The 14,928-nt window shown below is 57.3% G+C and carries 11 protein-coding genes and 1 rRNA gene; 1 reads left to right on the top strand and 11 read right to left on the bottom strand.

Annotation, left to right across the window (positions count from 1 at the left end):
• Positions 1-8: 8 nt before the first annotated feature.
• The 6 genes from ACYCZ5_RS09050 to recQ form a co-directional block, all read right to left on the bottom strand.
• Positions 9-275, bottom strand: coding sequence for a hypothetical protein (locus tag ACYCZ5_RS09050; RefSeq protein WP_461544475.1), 267 nt, complete (start codon positions 273-275; stop codon positions 9-11).
• A 37-nt stretch (positions 276-312) separates the two neighbouring features.
• Positions 313-1,242, bottom strand: a complete 930-nt coding sequence (locus tag ACYCZ5_RS09045; protein ID WP_461544474.1) for a DMT family transporter — start codon at positions 1,240-1,242, stop codon at positions 313-315.
• A gap of 210 nt (positions 1,243-1,452) precedes the next feature.
• Positions 1,453-2,157, bottom strand: coding sequence for a YebC/PmpR family DNA-binding transcriptional regulator (locus ACYCZ5_RS09040; RefSeq protein WP_461544473.1), 705 nt, complete (start codon positions 2,155-2,157; stop codon positions 1,453-1,455).
• A gap of 131 nt (positions 2,158-2,288) precedes the next feature.
• Positions 2,289-3,578, bottom strand: a complete 1,290-nt coding sequence (locus tag ACYCZ5_RS09035; RefSeq protein WP_461544472.1) for a porin — start codon at positions 3,576-3,578, stop codon at positions 2,289-2,291.
• Positions 3,579-3,592: 14 nt separating this feature from the next.
• On the bottom strand, positions 3,593-6,883 hold the full coding sequence (locus tag ACYCZ5_RS09030; RefSeq protein WP_461544471.1) for an EAL domain-containing protein: 3,291 nt from the start codon (positions 6,881-6,883) through the stop codon (positions 3,593-3,595).
• Between the two features lie 125 nt (positions 6,884-7,008).
• A complete protein-coding gene (gene recQ / locus ACYCZ5_RS09025; RefSeq protein WP_461544470.1) occupies positions 7,009-8,847 on the bottom strand; it encodes a DNA helicase RecQ in 1,839 nt (612 codons plus the stop codon).
• A 126-nt stretch (positions 8,848-8,973) separates the two neighbouring features.
• Here recQ and ACYCZ5_RS09020 point away from each other — a divergent pair, with 126 nt between their 5' ends.
• The gene (locus tag ACYCZ5_RS09020) at positions 8,974-10,605 is read left to right on the top strand and encodes an alpha-D-glucose phosphate-specific phosphoglucomutase (RefSeq protein WP_461544469.1); all 1,632 of its coding nucleotides are present in this window, start codon (positions 8,974-8,976) and stop codon (positions 10,603-10,605) included.
• Here the strand turns inward: ACYCZ5_RS09020 and ftsB are convergent.
• From ftsB to rrf, 5 genes are all read right to left on the bottom strand, one after another.
• On the bottom strand, positions 10,598-10,915 hold the full coding sequence (gene ftsB, locus ACYCZ5_RS09015) for a cell division protein FtsB (RefSeq protein WP_461544468.1): 318 nt from the start codon (positions 10,913-10,915) through the stop codon (positions 10,598-10,600). The genes ACYCZ5_RS09020 and ftsB overlap by 8 nt on opposite strands.
• On the bottom strand, positions 10,915-12,198 hold the full coding sequence (eno, locus tag ACYCZ5_RS09010; RefSeq protein WP_461544467.1) for a phosphopyruvate hydratase: 1,284 nt from the start codon (positions 12,196-12,198) through the stop codon (positions 10,915-10,917). Before eno ends, ftsB begins: the two co-directional genes overlap by 1 nt.
• Before the next feature lie 19 nt (positions 12,199-12,217).
• Complete coding sequence (gene kdsA, locus ACYCZ5_RS09005; protein ID WP_461544466.1) at positions 12,218-13,069, bottom strand: 3-deoxy-8-phosphooctulonate synthase; 852 nt, start codon at positions 13,067-13,069, stop codon at positions 12,218-12,220.
• Positions 13,066-14,712, bottom strand: coding sequence for a CTP synthase (locus ACYCZ5_RS09000; RefSeq protein WP_461544465.1), 1,647 nt, complete (start codon positions 14,710-14,712; stop codon positions 13,066-13,068). The genes kdsA and ACYCZ5_RS09000 overlap by 4 nt, the downstream gene beginning before the upstream one ends.
• Before the next feature lie 126 nt (positions 14,713-14,838).
• Positions 14,839-14,928: ribosomal RNA gene (gene rrf / locus ACYCZ5_RS08995) — 5S ribosomal RNA — on the bottom strand; the annotation flags it as partial.

The raw sequence follows: 14,928 nt of genomic DNA, 5'->3' as shown, positions 1-14,928 counted from the left end.
CGATCCAATCACCGGCACACTTTGTTGCCGAACGGATCGGTGCCGCAACGCAGCTTTTCTCTGACCTCTGCGCGCCGTTTCTTTTCTGCATCCGATACGCCCGAAGCACTCTGCAACGACTCCTCACTCGCATAGTCTCGCGGCACATGACTCAGAACACCGTCTTTATCCATGCATACGATATTGCCGAACTGATCAGTACCGCATCGACTCCTTTCTACGGCAGACGCAGGGAAGGAGATCACCAGCGCAAACAGCAATAGATATCTATTCATGAATCTCACACTCCACAAGCGCCATTCCGGCAGCGCATTATGCCCTGACCTTGCGGCTATTCAGGCTGATGATCAGCACGCCCGACAACACCAGCACAGAACCGATGATCTGCAACAGCGAGACGCTCTCCCCCAGAAACACATACGCCATATAGATGGTGCTGACCGGCCCCACGGTGCCAATCAACGAAGCGCTGCCGGAGCCGATGCGATGGATGGCGAATGACAACAGGAACACCGGCAACACCGTGGAGAACACCGCCATCGCGATGGCGTATTGGTACACCTGCAATGGCAGATCCAGCGCACTCCACGGGCGCATCACCAGGAACTGCAGCACACAGGCCGTAGTGGCGACCAATGAAGCATAAGCCGTGAAACGCACCGCACCGATGCGCGCAATGGCATGCCCTGCCCCCACCAGATAGATGGCATAAGACAGCGTGCTGGCGAATACCAGTGCCGCGCCGATCAACACCGCATCGCCCTGACTCACACCCACATCATGCAGGAACACCAGCGTGATGCCGGCATAACTCAGGGCCATCGCCGCCAGCACTTTGGCAGTAATGCGCTGCTTGAAGACCAGTGCCGCGAGGATCACCGTCATGGTCGGATAGAGGAACAGGATCAAACGTTCCAGACCTGCTGTGATGTATTGCAAACCAAGGAAATCGAGATAGCTGGACAAGTAATAACCCACCAGCCCTAGTCCCACGACCAGCAAGCGATCATGCGCATCCATCGGCGCGGCATGATGCCGCCGCGCCCAGATCGCCACACCGATGAAGAACGGCGCCGCGAACACCATGCGCAAAGCCAGCAGCGTCACCGCATCCACGTTGCCCAGATACGCCAGCTTCACCAAGATCGCTTTGGCCGAAAAACCTACCGCGGCCAGCAGGGCGAAGACGACGCCGAGAAGAACATCCCGTTGAGCGAAGGTGGAACGAGTTTGACTTGTCATGATGAAGACCCTGAAGGTTCAGCTAAGCGGGTCTTGTAGCGGAGCAAAGCGGAAGACCCGCCGTTGCCCGTTTATAAAGTGAAGCGTTAAAACAGGAACGCGCGGCGGCTGGTGGCTAGCATGGCTAGCCACAGTCGCTTGGCGTTGATGGAATCGATGAAGATGGATCGCATGGGATGGAATATACGTTGCCGTCTCAGATCCGGTCAATTAGCCCGCCAAGCCGACGTACACGTTCTGCACATCATCGTCTTCATCGATAGCTTCGAGGAAAGCTTGCACCTCTTCGAGCTCGGCTTCGTTGCTGATGGTGACTGGATTCTTGGGACGATAGCCCAATTGTGCGGAAACGACAGTGAAGCCCTGCGCAGGCAAGGCTTTGCACACGGTATCGAGATCGGTGGTGTCGGTGATGAAAAGTGTCGCGCCTTCTTCGGAAGGTTCGAGGTCTTGCGCACCGGCTTCGATGGCGGCGACTTCCGGGTCTGCATCCGCTGCATTCGGTGTCGCTTCGATCATGCCGACATAGTCGAAGTCCCACGATACGGAACCTTCCACACCGAGCTGACCTTTGCGGAACAACACGTTCATGCTGGACTTGGTGCGGTTGATGTTGTCGGACAGACATTCGACGATGACCGGTACGCGGTGCGGGGCGAAACCTTCGTACACCAAACGATCCAGACTCGCGCCACCATCCAGCAGGCCAGCGCCTTTCTTGATCGCGCGATCCAATGTCTCTTTAGGCATCGAGGCCTTCTTGGCTTGCTCGACGACCAGACGCAGACGCGAATTGCTATCGGGATCGGCACCACCTTTGGCGGCGACCATGATCTCTTTAGCGAGCTTGCCGAAGATCTTACCCTTGGCGTTCGCTGCGACTTCTTTGTGTCTGGCTTTCCACTGTGCGCCCATGTCTGTTCTCTTGTGTTGGTTTTACGAAATTTGATCGGGACTGAATCCCGAGGCCGCATCTTGCACTAAGTGGCGGGCGGCTTCAATCTTGAACCGGCGGATCGCGGTCAGATCAAGGCGTAGATATCCGCTCAGAACGACCAGGTCAATTGCAGGCTGGCGCGGTTACCCAAGTTGCCGGCGATGACGAGGGCATTGTCGCGCGCGGCACCGGCAGCGATGGCGGCGGGATTGGATACTTTCATGTTGCGCCATTCATAGTTGAAGATGACGCGCATGGCCGGGTTGATGAAGTGTTGCATGCCCAGCGTAATGGTGGCGAACTCTCGCTCGTTGGCGAGGGTCTGCGTCATGAAATCGAGATAGTCGTAGCGCAGGTCTGCCTCCCATTGCGGCTGGAAGCGCCAGCCGCCTTCCACATACCAGCCGCCGGCTTGTTCATTCACGCCAGCCGCCAAGGATTGCCCCACGAAGGGCGGCGCTTGCCCGCCCACCACCATGCCGTTGGCGCGCAGATATTCGGCCGAAGCGCGGTAGTTGCCTTGCAGATATTTGAGGCCGACGCCTTCGCGCACCAGTGCGTGATGCTGCGTGCCGAACAACCGCGAACCATTCTGCCGCCAGACAAAGGCGCTGAAATCTTCGCGATTGGGGCCTTGCCCACCGAGCAGATACGAAGCCTGCACGCGCAACGTCAGATCCTTGCGGCTATTGCTGTCGCGCGGACTGTCGATCGCATCGCCGTTGGAGACCATCGCCGCGTAGGAATATTCCCATTGCCCGCGATTGTGCCAGTCGTACACCTGCACGCCCCAATCGCGGTAACCAGAGAAGCCGCTGGTCAGCCGGGCGGTGGAGGTGCCGCCGGCATTCACCGCGCCGGTGGCTTGCACCGGCAAGCCCACCAGCATGTACAGCACGGCATTGGAGTTATACACATAGGGCGAGGAAGTGTTGACCGCCAGCAGCGCTTCTTCGCTGGTAGGCAGTTTGAACAGGCCGGCGCGGATGCGCGCCCCAGGGATGAAGTTGAAGGTCAGCGAGGCATCGGTCAGCACGACATCGTGGTAATAGGTGGTGCCGTTCTCGCCGGCATCGAGCGCGACGAAATAATTGATCTCGTCGCTGAATCTGCCGCGCGCGCCCAGCCCGGCACGCATCACCTGGAACTGGTGCGGATTCTTGAGGTCCGGCCAGTTCAGATTGAGCGCGGAGTATTGGCCGTTATATACCGCTGCCGCCCCCTGCAGGGTGGTGACGGGCTGCGCGTCGATGTAGGTGTAGGTCGGCTGGACGAAGCCGAACACGCGGAACGCGGGGGCATCCGGTGCCTCGTTGCCCTGCAGTTGCAGCCAGTTAGTCGCGTTGACCGTGCAGGGAATGAACGTCGCCAGCAAAGCCGCGCCGAGTCTGACTTTCATATCGAGGTGTTCCATTATCCGAGCAGCTTCACGAATTCAGCCGCAAGCACCGGACGGCTGAAGAAAAAGCCCTGTGCTTCGTCACAACCGTAGTTGCGCAGGAAAGCGAGCTGGGCATCCGTCTCTACTCCCTCGGCGATCACTGTCAGTTGCAGGGTATGCCCGAGCTGGATGATCGCCCTGACGATGGCGGCAGAATCGGCATCCTCGGCCAGATCTTGCACGAAGGACTGGTCGATCTTGAGTTTGTTCACGGCCAGCCGCTTCAGGTAAGAAAGGCTGGAATAACCCGTGCCGAAATCATCGATGGAGAACTTCACGCCCATGTCTTTCAGACTGTGGAGCGTCTTGATGGCGACATCGATGTCCTGCAACAGGATGGATTCGGTCAGCTCCAATTCCAGCATATCCGCTGGCAAACCGGAACGCTTGAGCGCGTGAGCGACCGTCTCCAGCAAGTTGCCGCGCTTGAATTGCAACGCGGAGAGATTGACTGCCATCACCAGTTGATGTCCGCTCTCGCGCCACTGTTGCGCTTGCCGGCAGGCTTCGTTGAGCACCCATTCGCCCATCGGGATGATAAGACCGCTGCGCTCCGCCAGCGGGATAAAAGTGCCCGGCGGGATCAGTCCCAGCTCGGGATGCTGCCAACGCACCAAAGCCTCGGCGCCGATGAGGCGCCCGCTCTCGATATTGATCTGCGGCTGGTAGTGCAGCAGGAATTCGTTGTTCTTCACCGCGTTGCGCAACTGTCCCTGCAAGTGCAGTTGCTCCTGCGCATCGAAGTTCATCTTATCGGAGAAGAAACGGTAGGTATTGCGTCCGCTGTCCTTGGACTGGTAAAGCGCGGTGTCGGCACTCTTCAGCAGCAAGTCGAACTCCCGGCCATCCTCCGGGTACAGGCTGATGCCGATACTGAACGAGGTATTGATCGCGTAATTCTCGATCTCGAAAGACTCGCCAAAAGCCTCGACGATATGTTGCGCGATGCCGCCGATGACAGCCAGGTCGCGCATATGCGGCAACAAAACGATGAATTCGTCACCCCCTTGACGGCTGATGGTGTCGGTGTCGCGCAGACATCCGCGCAGACGCTCGACCACCGCCACCAGCAACTTGTCGCCGTAATTGTGCCCGAGCGTGTCGTTGACCTGCTTGAAGTTGTCCAGATCGAGGAACAGCACGGCCACGATAGACTGTTCGCGCTCGGCCTGCGCTATGGCCTGCTCGAAACGGTCACGCAGCAGCAGACGGTTGGGCAATCCGGTAAGGACATCGTGATGCGCGAGAAACTCCAGTTGCCTTTCCGCTGCCGCATGCTCGACGCGGGTGCGCAACGTTTCCACGCCATAGGCCAGATCGGTGGCAAGTTCCTGCAACAATCTCACCTCGTCCTCACCGAAAGCATCGACTTCTGACGAGTAGATGGTAAGTGCGCCCAACGCATGCTCTTTTCCCCGCAGTGGCAGTGCGATGCTGGAATGGTAACCGCGGGCAAGCGCCATATCGCGCCACGGGAGCATGCGCGGGTTGGTCTGATAATCCTGATTGATATCCGTCTGCCCGGTCCGGATAGCGGTACCCGTGGGACCGCGTCCGCGCTCGGTATCCGCCCAGGACACTTTCAGACCTTCCAGATAGTCATTGCCATTGCCATGCTGCGCGACCGGGCGCACGGTCTTTTCCGCATCATGCTCGGCATACCCCACCCACGCCATGCGATAACCGCCTTGCTCGACCACCAAGCGGCAGATCTGTGACAGCAGGGCATGCTCTTCCGTCGCATGCACCAGCGCCATATTGCAATCGCTCAACAGTTTGACCGAGCGATTCAGACGCTTCTGGTTCTGTTCGGCGTGTTTGCGTTCGGTGATGTCCTGCATGGTGCCGATCACCCTGCTGGTCACCCCCTGATCGTTCTCCTCGATCTTGTAGCTCACATGCACCCAGCGCGTCTCCCCGTCGGCGCACATGATCCGCACTTCGACCTGCAGCAGATCAGTTGCGCCGGTTTCCCGCGCCATTTGGATATGCTCGCCAACCAACCGAGCATCCTCCGGGTGAACTAGGCGCCGGGCGAAATCTGCCGACGACATGCGGTACCCCCCCATCTGCGCGGCGGTGGTACGGTGCAATGAATAATACTGGTCGTTGAAGACGAACTCATCGGTGGCCACCTCATACTCCCAGTGACCCATATGGGCGATCTTCAATGCTTCGGAAAGTTTTGCCTCGCTCGCGCGCAATGCCGCTGTCGCTTGCAGGCGCACGTTGAGCATCTCATTGAACTCCTGTGCCACTTCCCGGATCTCGGGCGGCCCATCCATCGCGGCACGGGCATCTTCATGGCCTTGCCTGATCGCGCGCGAGGCGGATGCCAGCGCACCGATAGGGCGCGATATCTGGCGTGCGATCAACCAGGCGACGCCAAGGATAAATATCAGACTGAGCAAACCCAACAGCACATTTCTGAGCACCGCTTCACGAAGTTGGGAATAGACATAACTGGTCGGAATGCCCACATAAACCGTCCAGCCGGAATCCTCCACCCGGTCAACGTGATAGAGTCTCGGCACCGAATCGACACCTTCCATCTCGCCTTCCACACCGGCCAGAATATTTTGCAGCGTCTTGTTGTTGCTGTATTTTTTCCCGACCCACTTCTCGGTATCAAGGTTGCGCCATACGAAAACTCCGCCTCCCGTCACGATCCCGATGGTCGTGCCGGGGATCATCGGCGCATTGGATAGATTGGGTTCGTACAAAGCCAGATCGAGCGGCAAGCCGAGGAAGCCGATCTTCTTGCCTTGGCCATCGTGGATCGGATAGGTCAGCACTGTCACCCATCTGCCAGTGATGGGGCCGAAGAACGGATCGCTCACCACAAGTCCGTCCATCGTCAGCGACTTTTTAAACCATGGCGCTTGGGCGACCGACACCGGCTTGCCGCCTGGCTGGGGAACCGCCGAACAGATCGCCGTCCCCTGCATATCGATCACGGTCATGTTCGCGGATCTCGGGAACAACTGGAGGAAATCCCACAGCACCTGATCGCAGTGCTTCACATCCATCTTGCGGATGAGCGGGCGCTTGGCCATCTGCACCAGAAAATCTTGGTTGGAATTCAATACCCGGTCGACGTCGGCAGCAGCAGCTGCTGCCAGCATGCGCGATGTCAGTTTGGCTTCGAGGACGCGCTGCTGGGCATTGTCGTAGATCGTATACGCAAGGATACCTACCATCGGCAGGGCAATGGCCAACACCAGTGCCAACAACTGCGTTCGGATTGTAAGGCGTGATCTCATTTTTTTCAGGAATTACCGGCGGTTCGCATATGGAGCAAGAGATTGACCGGCGTACAAAAATCGCTGAAATACGGAACTACATCATAGTTCAATTCAGGCTGCACACACGAACCAAATCATGCCCTCTATTTGCCGTTTGCGACGTCTTCCACCACCTGCAGGAACGTATCGCCATACTTGGCCAACTTGGCCTGACCGATGCCGCTGAGACGTCCCATTTCGTCCAGCGTCTGCGGTCTTTGGTTGAGTATCTCGAGCAAGGTGCTGTCGTGGAAGATGACGTAGGGTGGCACGCCCTGCTCGCGCGCCAATTCCATACGCTTGTCTTTGAGCGCCTGCCACATGGGGTCTTCGTTGGCACCCGCGAAGGCTTCACGCAGACGCGAGCCGCGTTCGGCTTTGCTGGATGTGCGTTTGGCCGGTGCCGCATCGCGACGCAGCCAGACTTCCTGCTCACCGCGCAGCACCGGACGCGCCGCTTCGGCCAAACGCAAACCGCCATAGCCTTCGATGTCCACTTCGATGAAGCCGCCTGCCGTCAGCTGACGATAGACGCTGCTCCACTGCTGCTGCGCCAGTTCCTTGCCGATACCAAAAGTGCTGAGTTGTTGGTGATGGAATTGTTCGATCTTGGGGGTGACTTTCCCCAACAGCACGTCGATCAGATGCGCGACACCGAAACGTTGCCCCGTGCGATAGATGCACGACAGTGCCATCTGCGCGGCCTGCGTCGCATTCCAGGTGTCCACCGGTGTCAGACAGTTATCACACTGGCCGCAATCGCCGGGATGTTCTTCGCCAAAGTAACGCAGGATGCTCTGGTGACGGCATTCAGTGGATTCGCAGAAGCCGAGCAGCGCGTCGAGCTTTTGCAGTTCGACGCGCTTACGCTCCTCCGGTGCATCGCCGGACAACAGCATCTGCCGCATCGACACCACATCACCCAACCCGTAGGCCATCCATGCATTGGCCGGAAGACCATCGCGCCCGGCGCGTCCGGTTTCCTGATAGTAGCCTTCCATACTCTTGGGCAGATCGAGGTGGGCAACAAAACGCACGTTGGGCTTGTCTATGCCCATGCCGAACGCGACGGTGGCGACCATGATGACGCCTTCCTCACGCAGGAATCTTTTCTGATTCTTGCTGCGCACGGCAGCATCCAATCCCGCGTGATACGGCAAGGCATCCCGTCCCTGCGCCGATAGCCAAGCGGCGGTCTCCTCCACCTTCTTGCGCGACAGGCAATACACGATGCCGGCATCATCCTCATGTTCGGCTTCGAGGAAGGACAGCAACTGCTGGCGCGCATTGTTCTTCAGCGCGACGCGGTATTGGATATTGGGACGATCGAAGCTGGAGACGAACTGCTGCGCCTGCTCCAGCGCCAGACGTTCGATGATCTCGCGCCGCGTCGGCGCATCGGCCGTGGCGGTGAGCGCGATGCGCGGCACATCGGGAAAGCGCTCGTGCAACACCGTCAGCGCGCGGTATTCAGGTCGGAAGTCGTGCCCCCATTGCGACACGCAGTGCGCCTCGTCGATAGCGAACAGGCCGATGAGGCGCTCCTGCTGCAAACGTTCCAGCTGATTCAGGAACCCTTCTGTCATCAACCGTTCCGGCGCGACATACAGCAGCTTCAATTCACCGCGCATCAACTGCCGCGATACCTCGCGCGCGGTATCCGCATCCAGACTTGAATTCAGGAAGGCGGCGGACACCCCGAGTTGTTTGAGCGCATCCACCTGGTCTTGCATCAGCGCGATCAACGGCGACACCACGATGCCGACACCGTCGCGCAACAATGCAGGGATCTGATAACACAGCGATTTGCCGCCGCCTGTCGGCATCAGAACCAGCGCATCCCCCCCGCTCGCCACATGTTCGACGATAGCCTGCTGCGCACCTCGAAATGCGCTGTAGCCAAAGGTGTCACTGAGTATCTGATGGGCGCTGTCGGGTTTCATGGAAGTGGTTTGATCTGCGGGGGGCGATTATCTCGCACATCCCTTGTTGCCGACAGGGCCGATTAAATCCCAGTCATGCGCCGATGGTATGATGGTCGCAGATCAAGAACCCCATCAAGGAGCGATATGAGCATCCGTACCGTAGTCACCCAGCCCTTCCCCGATCAGAAACCCGGCACTTCCGGCTTGCGCAAGAAAGTCCCTGTGTTTCAGCAAGCGCATTATCTGGAGAACTTCGTACAAAGCATCTTCGACAGCATCGCCGCACCGCAGGGCGCAACGCTGGTGGTAGGCGGTGATGGTCGTTATTACAATCGCGAGGCGATCCAGATCATCCTGAAAATGGCGGCGGCGAATGGCTTTGGCGAAGTGCTGGTCGGTCGCGGCGGCATCCTGTCCACGCCGGCCGCTTCCTGCGTGATACGCAAGTTCAATACCTTCGGCGGCATCATCCTTTCCGCCAGTCACAACCCGGGCGGCCCCAAGGAAGACTTCGGCATCAAGTTCAACAGTAGCAATGGCGGCCCGGCTACCGAGACCGTGACCGATGCGATCTTTGCCAAGAGCAAGAGCATCAGTAGCTATCGCATTCTTGATGCTGCCGATGTGTCATTGGATGAATTGGGTGAAACGACGCTTGGCACCATGAAGGTCAAGGTGATCGATCCGGTCAACGACTATGCCGAACTGATGGCCTCACTGTTCGATTTCGATGCGATCCGCGCCCTGCTTAAAGACGGCTTCCGTATCAAGTTCGATGCCATGCATGCCGTGAACGGCCCCTATGCGACAGAGATCCTCGAAAAGCGTTTGGGTGCCACAAGCGGCAGTGTGATGAACGGCATACCACTGGAGGATTTTGGTGGTGGCCATCCGGACCCGAATCTGACTTATGCGCACGACCTCGTCGAGATCATGTATGGCGACGATGCGCCTGATTTCGGCGCCGCCTCCGACGGTGATGGCGACCGCAACATGGTCCTGGGCAAGCACTTCTTTGTGACGCCATCCGACAGCCTCGCTCTGCTGGTTGCCAATGCCACCCTGGCACCGGGCTACAAGCAAGGACTAGCCGGTATCGCGCGCTCCATGCCAACCAGCGCTGCTGCGGATCGTGTTGCCAAGGCTTTGAACATCCCCTGCTACGAGACGCCGACGGGATGGAAGTTCTTCGGCAACCTGATGGATGCCGGCAAAGTAACGCTTTGCGGTGAAGAGAGCTTCGGCACGGGTTCCGACCATGTACGCGAGAAAGACGGATTGTGGGCTGTGTTGTTCTGGCTCAACATCCTCGCGGTGCGCAAACAGTCGGTTGAATCTATCGTGCGCGAGCACTGGACAAAATTTGGACGCAACTTCTATTCCCGCTATGACTACGAAGGTTTACCGACCGAAGCAGCGAATGGTGTGATGCAGCTGCTGCGCGCGAGCTTCACGTCGCTCACCGGCACGACGTTCGGCAAATACACGATCCAGACCTGCGACGACTTCAGCTACACCGACCCGGTGGACGGTAGCGTGAGCAAGAATCAAGGCGTGCGCATCCTGTTCAGCGATGGATCACGCATCATCTATCGCCTGTCCGGCACTGGCACCGAAGGTGCCACTTTGCGGGTCTATCTGGAAGCGTATGAAGCCGATGCAGCACAACATCATCTTGATGCCCAAGATGCATTGAAAGAATTGATAGTGATCGCTTTGGATATTTCGGAGCTTGTGAAACGCACAGGACGCGAACGTCCGACCGTGATCACTTGATATCAGCTTGTGGAGCGGTGACCGCCGAGGTTGCCGCATTCTCGCCGATGAGCTGAAAGAACACCTCGCCCTGTTTGACCATACCGAGTTCGCTACGCGCTCTTTCTTCGAGCGCATCGCTGCCGGCCTTCAAGTCACGCACATCGGCATCCACCACAGCATTGCGCTGTCGCAATAGTTCATTGGCCGATTTTTGTGCTTCGAGCTGGTGGTTGTTGTCCCACACCTTCAGCCAGCTTCCCTTCCCGAACCAAAGCGGATATTGCAATAGCAGGAGAAGGGCAAGCAGGATGTAGGTGACGGCACGCATCAGCCTAACTGATAGTAAGCCTCACGACCGGGGTAGGAAGCGCTGTCACCGAGGTCTTCTTCGATGCGCAGCAGTTGGTTGTACTTCGCCATGCGGTCGGAGCGCGACAGCGAACCGGTCTTGATCTGCATGGAGTTGGTCGCAACCGCCAGATCGGCGATGGTGGAATCCTCAGTCTCACCGGAGCGATGGGAGATCACTGCCGTGTAACCGGCACGTTTCGCCATCTCGATCGCGGCGAAGGTCTCGGTCAGCGTGCCGATCTGGTTCACTTTGATCAGGATGGAGTTGGCGATGCCGCGCTTGATGCCTTCCTTCAGAATCTTAGTGTTGGTCACGAACACGTCGTCTCCGACCAACTGTATGGTCTTGCCGAGACGGTCGGTCAAGGCTTTCCAGCCATCCCAGTCGTGCTCGCTCATACCGTCTTCCAGCGAGATCACCGGATACTTGTCCACCCAAGAAGCGTACATGTCGATGATCTGCGCAGCGGTTAATGTCAGACCGTCCGCCTTCAGATGATACTTGCCGTCCTTGTAGAACTCGGAGGCCGCAGCATCGATACCGATCGCTACATCTGCACCCGGCACATAACCAGCCGCCTCGATCGCTTCAACGATGACTTTCAGAGCTGCTTCGTTGGAACCCAAAGCAGGAGCAAAACCGCCTTCGTCGCCGACGGTGGTGGTCAAACCGCGATGATGCAGGATCGCCTTCAGGGCGTGGAACACTTCCGCACCGCAACGCAGTGCTTCGCGGAAACTCTGCGCGCCGACCGGGATGATCATGAATTCCTGGATATCCGCACCGCCGGTGGCATGTGCGCCGCCGTTGATGATGTTCATCATCGGCACTGGCATCTCCATGCGTGCAGCTCCGCCCAGATAGCGGTAAAGCGGCAAGCCGCTCTCTTCTGCTGCGGCACGAGCCACAGCCATTGAGACAGCCAGAATCGCGTTGGCACCCAAGCGGGATTTGGTGTCAGTACCGTCCAGATCGATCATGGTCTGGTCGATGAAAGCCTGATTCTCGGCATCCAATCCGATGATCGCTTCTGCGATCTCGGTATTCACGTTCTCAACAGCTTTCAACACGCCTTTGCCGAGATAGCGCTGCTTGTCTCCATCGCGCAATTCGATAGCCTCTTTCTCACCGGTAGAAGCACCGGAAGGTACTGCGGCACGTCCCATGACGCCCGACTCCAACAACACATCTGCTTCTACCGTCGGATTCCCACGGGAATCCAAAATCTCACGCGCTACGACATCAACGATTGCACTCATCTCTTTTCCTTCTCTCTCTTCACACACTCTTCAAGTTAACGTTCTCTTCAATGAACCCCTGTTGCTTCACCAAGGCATCGATCGCCTTAAGTGTCTGCAACATCTCTTTCAAATGCCCCAACGGGAATGCATTAGGGCCATCGGACATCGCTTTTGACGGATCGGGATGTGTCTCCATGAACACCCCCGCCACGCCGGCAGCCACTGCTGCGCGCGCCAATACCGGCACAAACTCTCGTTGCCCGCCGCTGGACGTGCCCTGCCCACCGGGCAACTGCACTGAATGCGTGGCATCGAACACCACCGGGCAGCCGGTGTTGCGCATCACCGCCAGCGAGCGCATGTCGGATACAAGATTGTTATATCCGAACGAAGCACCGCGCTCGCACACCATGATGTTGTCACCACCGCTGACTTCGCGCGCCTTGTCGACCACGTTCTTCATATCCCAAGGTGACAGGAACTGGCCTTTCTTGATATTCACCGGTTTGCCTGACTTGGCCACCGCATGGATGAAATCAGTCTGGCGGCACAAGAAGGCTGGCGTCTGCAACACATCGACCACACTGGCTACCGGTTCGATCTCATCTTCGTCATGCACATCGGTCAGCACCGGCACGCCGATCTGAGCCTTAACCTTTTCCAGTATTTTCAGGCCGGCTTCCATTCCGAAGCCGCGGAAAGTCTTGCCCGAGCTACGGTTGGCCTTGTCATAGGAAGATTTGTAGATGAAAGGGATGCCGAGCTGCGCGCAGATCTCTTTCAACTGTCCGGCAGTATCGATCGCCATCTGCTCGGATTCGATCACGCACGGGCCGGCGATCAGAAACAGTGGTTTATCCAGACCGGCTTCAAAGTTGCACAGCTTCATGCTGCTTCCTTATGTTTGACGGCTGCTTCCACATACGCCTTGAACAGAGGGTGTCCGTCTCGCGGAGTGGAAGTGAACTCGGGGTGGAATTGCACGCCGACGAACCAAGGATGCATGCTCTGCGGCAATTCCATCATCTCCGGCAAGTCCTCGGAAGGTGTGCGTGCTGAAATGATCAAGCCTGATTTTTCCAGTGCAGGAACATAATGGTTATTTACTTCATAACGATGACGGTGACGTTCATTCACCTCATCACCGTAAATCTTCTGCGCCATCGTGCCGCTCTTGACCGGGCAGCGCTGCGAACCCAACCGCATCGTGCCACCCATTTCAGAATCAGCACTGCGTTTGGCGACCTTGCCGTCACGATCAAGCCATTCAGTGATCAATGCCACTACAGGATGTTCAGTATCCAGATTGAATTCGGTACTGTTCGCATCCTGCATATCCGCCACATGCCGCGCGTACTCGATCACCGCAAGCTGCATGCCGAGACAGATCCCCAGATATGGGACATTGTTTTCGCGTGCATAGCGGATAGCTGCAATCTTGCCTTCCGTTCCACGCGCACCAAAACCTCCTGGGACCAGAATGGCATCCAGGCGCTTCAGACAGTCAGTCCCATCGTTCTCGATGACTTCGGAATCCAGATATTCGATATTTACACGCGTAGCGGTATGGATACCCGCATGACGCAATGCCTCGATCAATGACTTATACGATTCGGTGAGATCGACATACTTGCCGACCATACCGATGGTGATCTCGTGTTGCGGATTATTCTGCGCTTTGATCAGATTCTGCCAAACTGTCAGGTCGGCAGGCGGCGCATTCAGTGCCAGCTCTTCGCAGATAATGCGATCCAATCCTTGCTCATGCAGCATCTGCGGAACCTGATAGATACTGTCTGCATCCCACATCGAGATCACGCTGTCTTCGCGCACATTGGCGAACAAGGAGATCTTGGCGCGCTCGTCATCGGGAATACGGCGATCAGCACGGCATAGCAACGCCGTCGGGAAGATACCGATCTCGCGCAATTTCTGTACGCTGTGCTGTGTTGGCTTGGTCTTCAATTCTCCGGCAGTCGCGATGTATGGCACCAGTGTCAAATGTACATATGCCACCTGATTGCGGCCCATGCGCAATCCCATCTGACGTGCCGCCTCCAGGAACGGCAGTGACTCGATGTCGCCCACCGTTCCACCGATCTCGACGATAGCGATCTCAGCCTTACCATCAAGCGAAGCAGCAGCGCCGCGTTCGACAAAAGCCTGTATCTCGTTGGTGATGTGCGGAATAACCTGCACCGTCTTGCCCAGATACTCGCCGCGACGCTCCTTGCGGATCACGCTCTCGTAAATCTGACCGGTGGTGAAGTTATTGGCCTTGCGCATCTTGGCCGTGATGAATCGCTCATAGTGGCCGAGGTCCAAGTCAGTCTCGGCGCCGTCTTCTGTGACGAAGACTTCACCATGTTGAAACGGACTCATCGTGCCAGGATCGACGTTGATATAGGGATCCAGCTTGAGCATCGTGACCTTGAGACCACGTGACTCCAGAATCGCCGCAAGTGAAGCGGCGGCAATGCCTTTTCCTAGGGAAGAGACAACGCCGCCGGTAATAAAGATGTATTTGGTCATGGGCCGCGATTGTATCGCAAATTAGGTATGCTCTCAAAAGAAGAAGAGCGCCAGAATGGCGCATCTTCATATTCGAGTAACAATAAAAAAGCCCAACTTTTGGTTGGGCTTTTTTACTTATAAGGAGTCTGACGATGACCTACTTTCACATGGGTAATCCACACTATCATTGGCGCGGGGTCGTTTCACTGTCCTGTTCGAGATGGGAAGGAGTGG

The sequence above is a fragment of the Sideroxydans sp. genome, from assembly GCF_054604835.1.
This window is presented reverse-complemented; position numbering and strand designations above follow the sequence as displayed.

Coding starts and splice junctions, on each gene's coding strand:
- ACYCZ5_RS09000 (WP_461544465.1), bottom strand. CDS start 14,712: ATGACCAAATACATCTTTATTACCGGCGGCGTTGTCTCTTCCCTAGGA.
- eno (WP_461544467.1), bottom strand. CDS start 12,198: ATGAGTGCAATCGTTGATGTCGTAGCGCGTGAGATTTTGGATTCCCGT.
- ACYCZ5_RS09035 (WP_461544472.1), bottom strand. CDS start 3,578: ATGAAAGTCAGACTCGGCGCGGCTTTGCTGGCGACGTTCATTCCCTGC.
- ACYCZ5_RS09045 (WP_461544474.1), bottom strand. CDS start 1,242: ATGACAAGTCAAACTCGTTCCACCTTCGCTCAACGGGATGTTCTTCTC.
- ACYCZ5_RS09050 (WP_461544475.1), bottom strand. CDS start 275: ATGAATAGATATCTATTGCTGTTTGCGCTGGTGATCTCCTTCCCTGCG.
- kdsA (WP_461544466.1), bottom strand. CDS start 13,069: ATGAAGCTGTGCAACTTTGAAGCCGGTCTGGATAAACCACTGTTTCTG.
- ACYCZ5_RS09040 (WP_461544473.1), bottom strand. CDS start 2,157: ATGGGCGCACAGTGGAAAGCCAGACACAAAGAAGTCGCAGCGAACGCC.
- ACYCZ5_RS09030 (WP_461544471.1), bottom strand. CDS start 6,883: ATGAGATCACGCCTTACAATCCGAACGCAGTTGTTGGCACTGGTGTTG.
- recQ (WP_461544470.1), bottom strand. CDS start 8,847: ATGAAACCCGACAGCGCCCATCAGATACTCAGTGACACCTTTGGCTAC.
- ftsB (WP_461544468.1), bottom strand. CDS start 10,915: ATGCGTGCCGTCACCTACATCCTGCTTGCCCTTCTCCTGCTATTGCAA.
- ACYCZ5_RS09020 (WP_461544469.1), top strand. CDS start 8,974: ATGAGCATCCGTACCGTAGTCACCCAGCCCTTCCCCGATCAGAAACCC.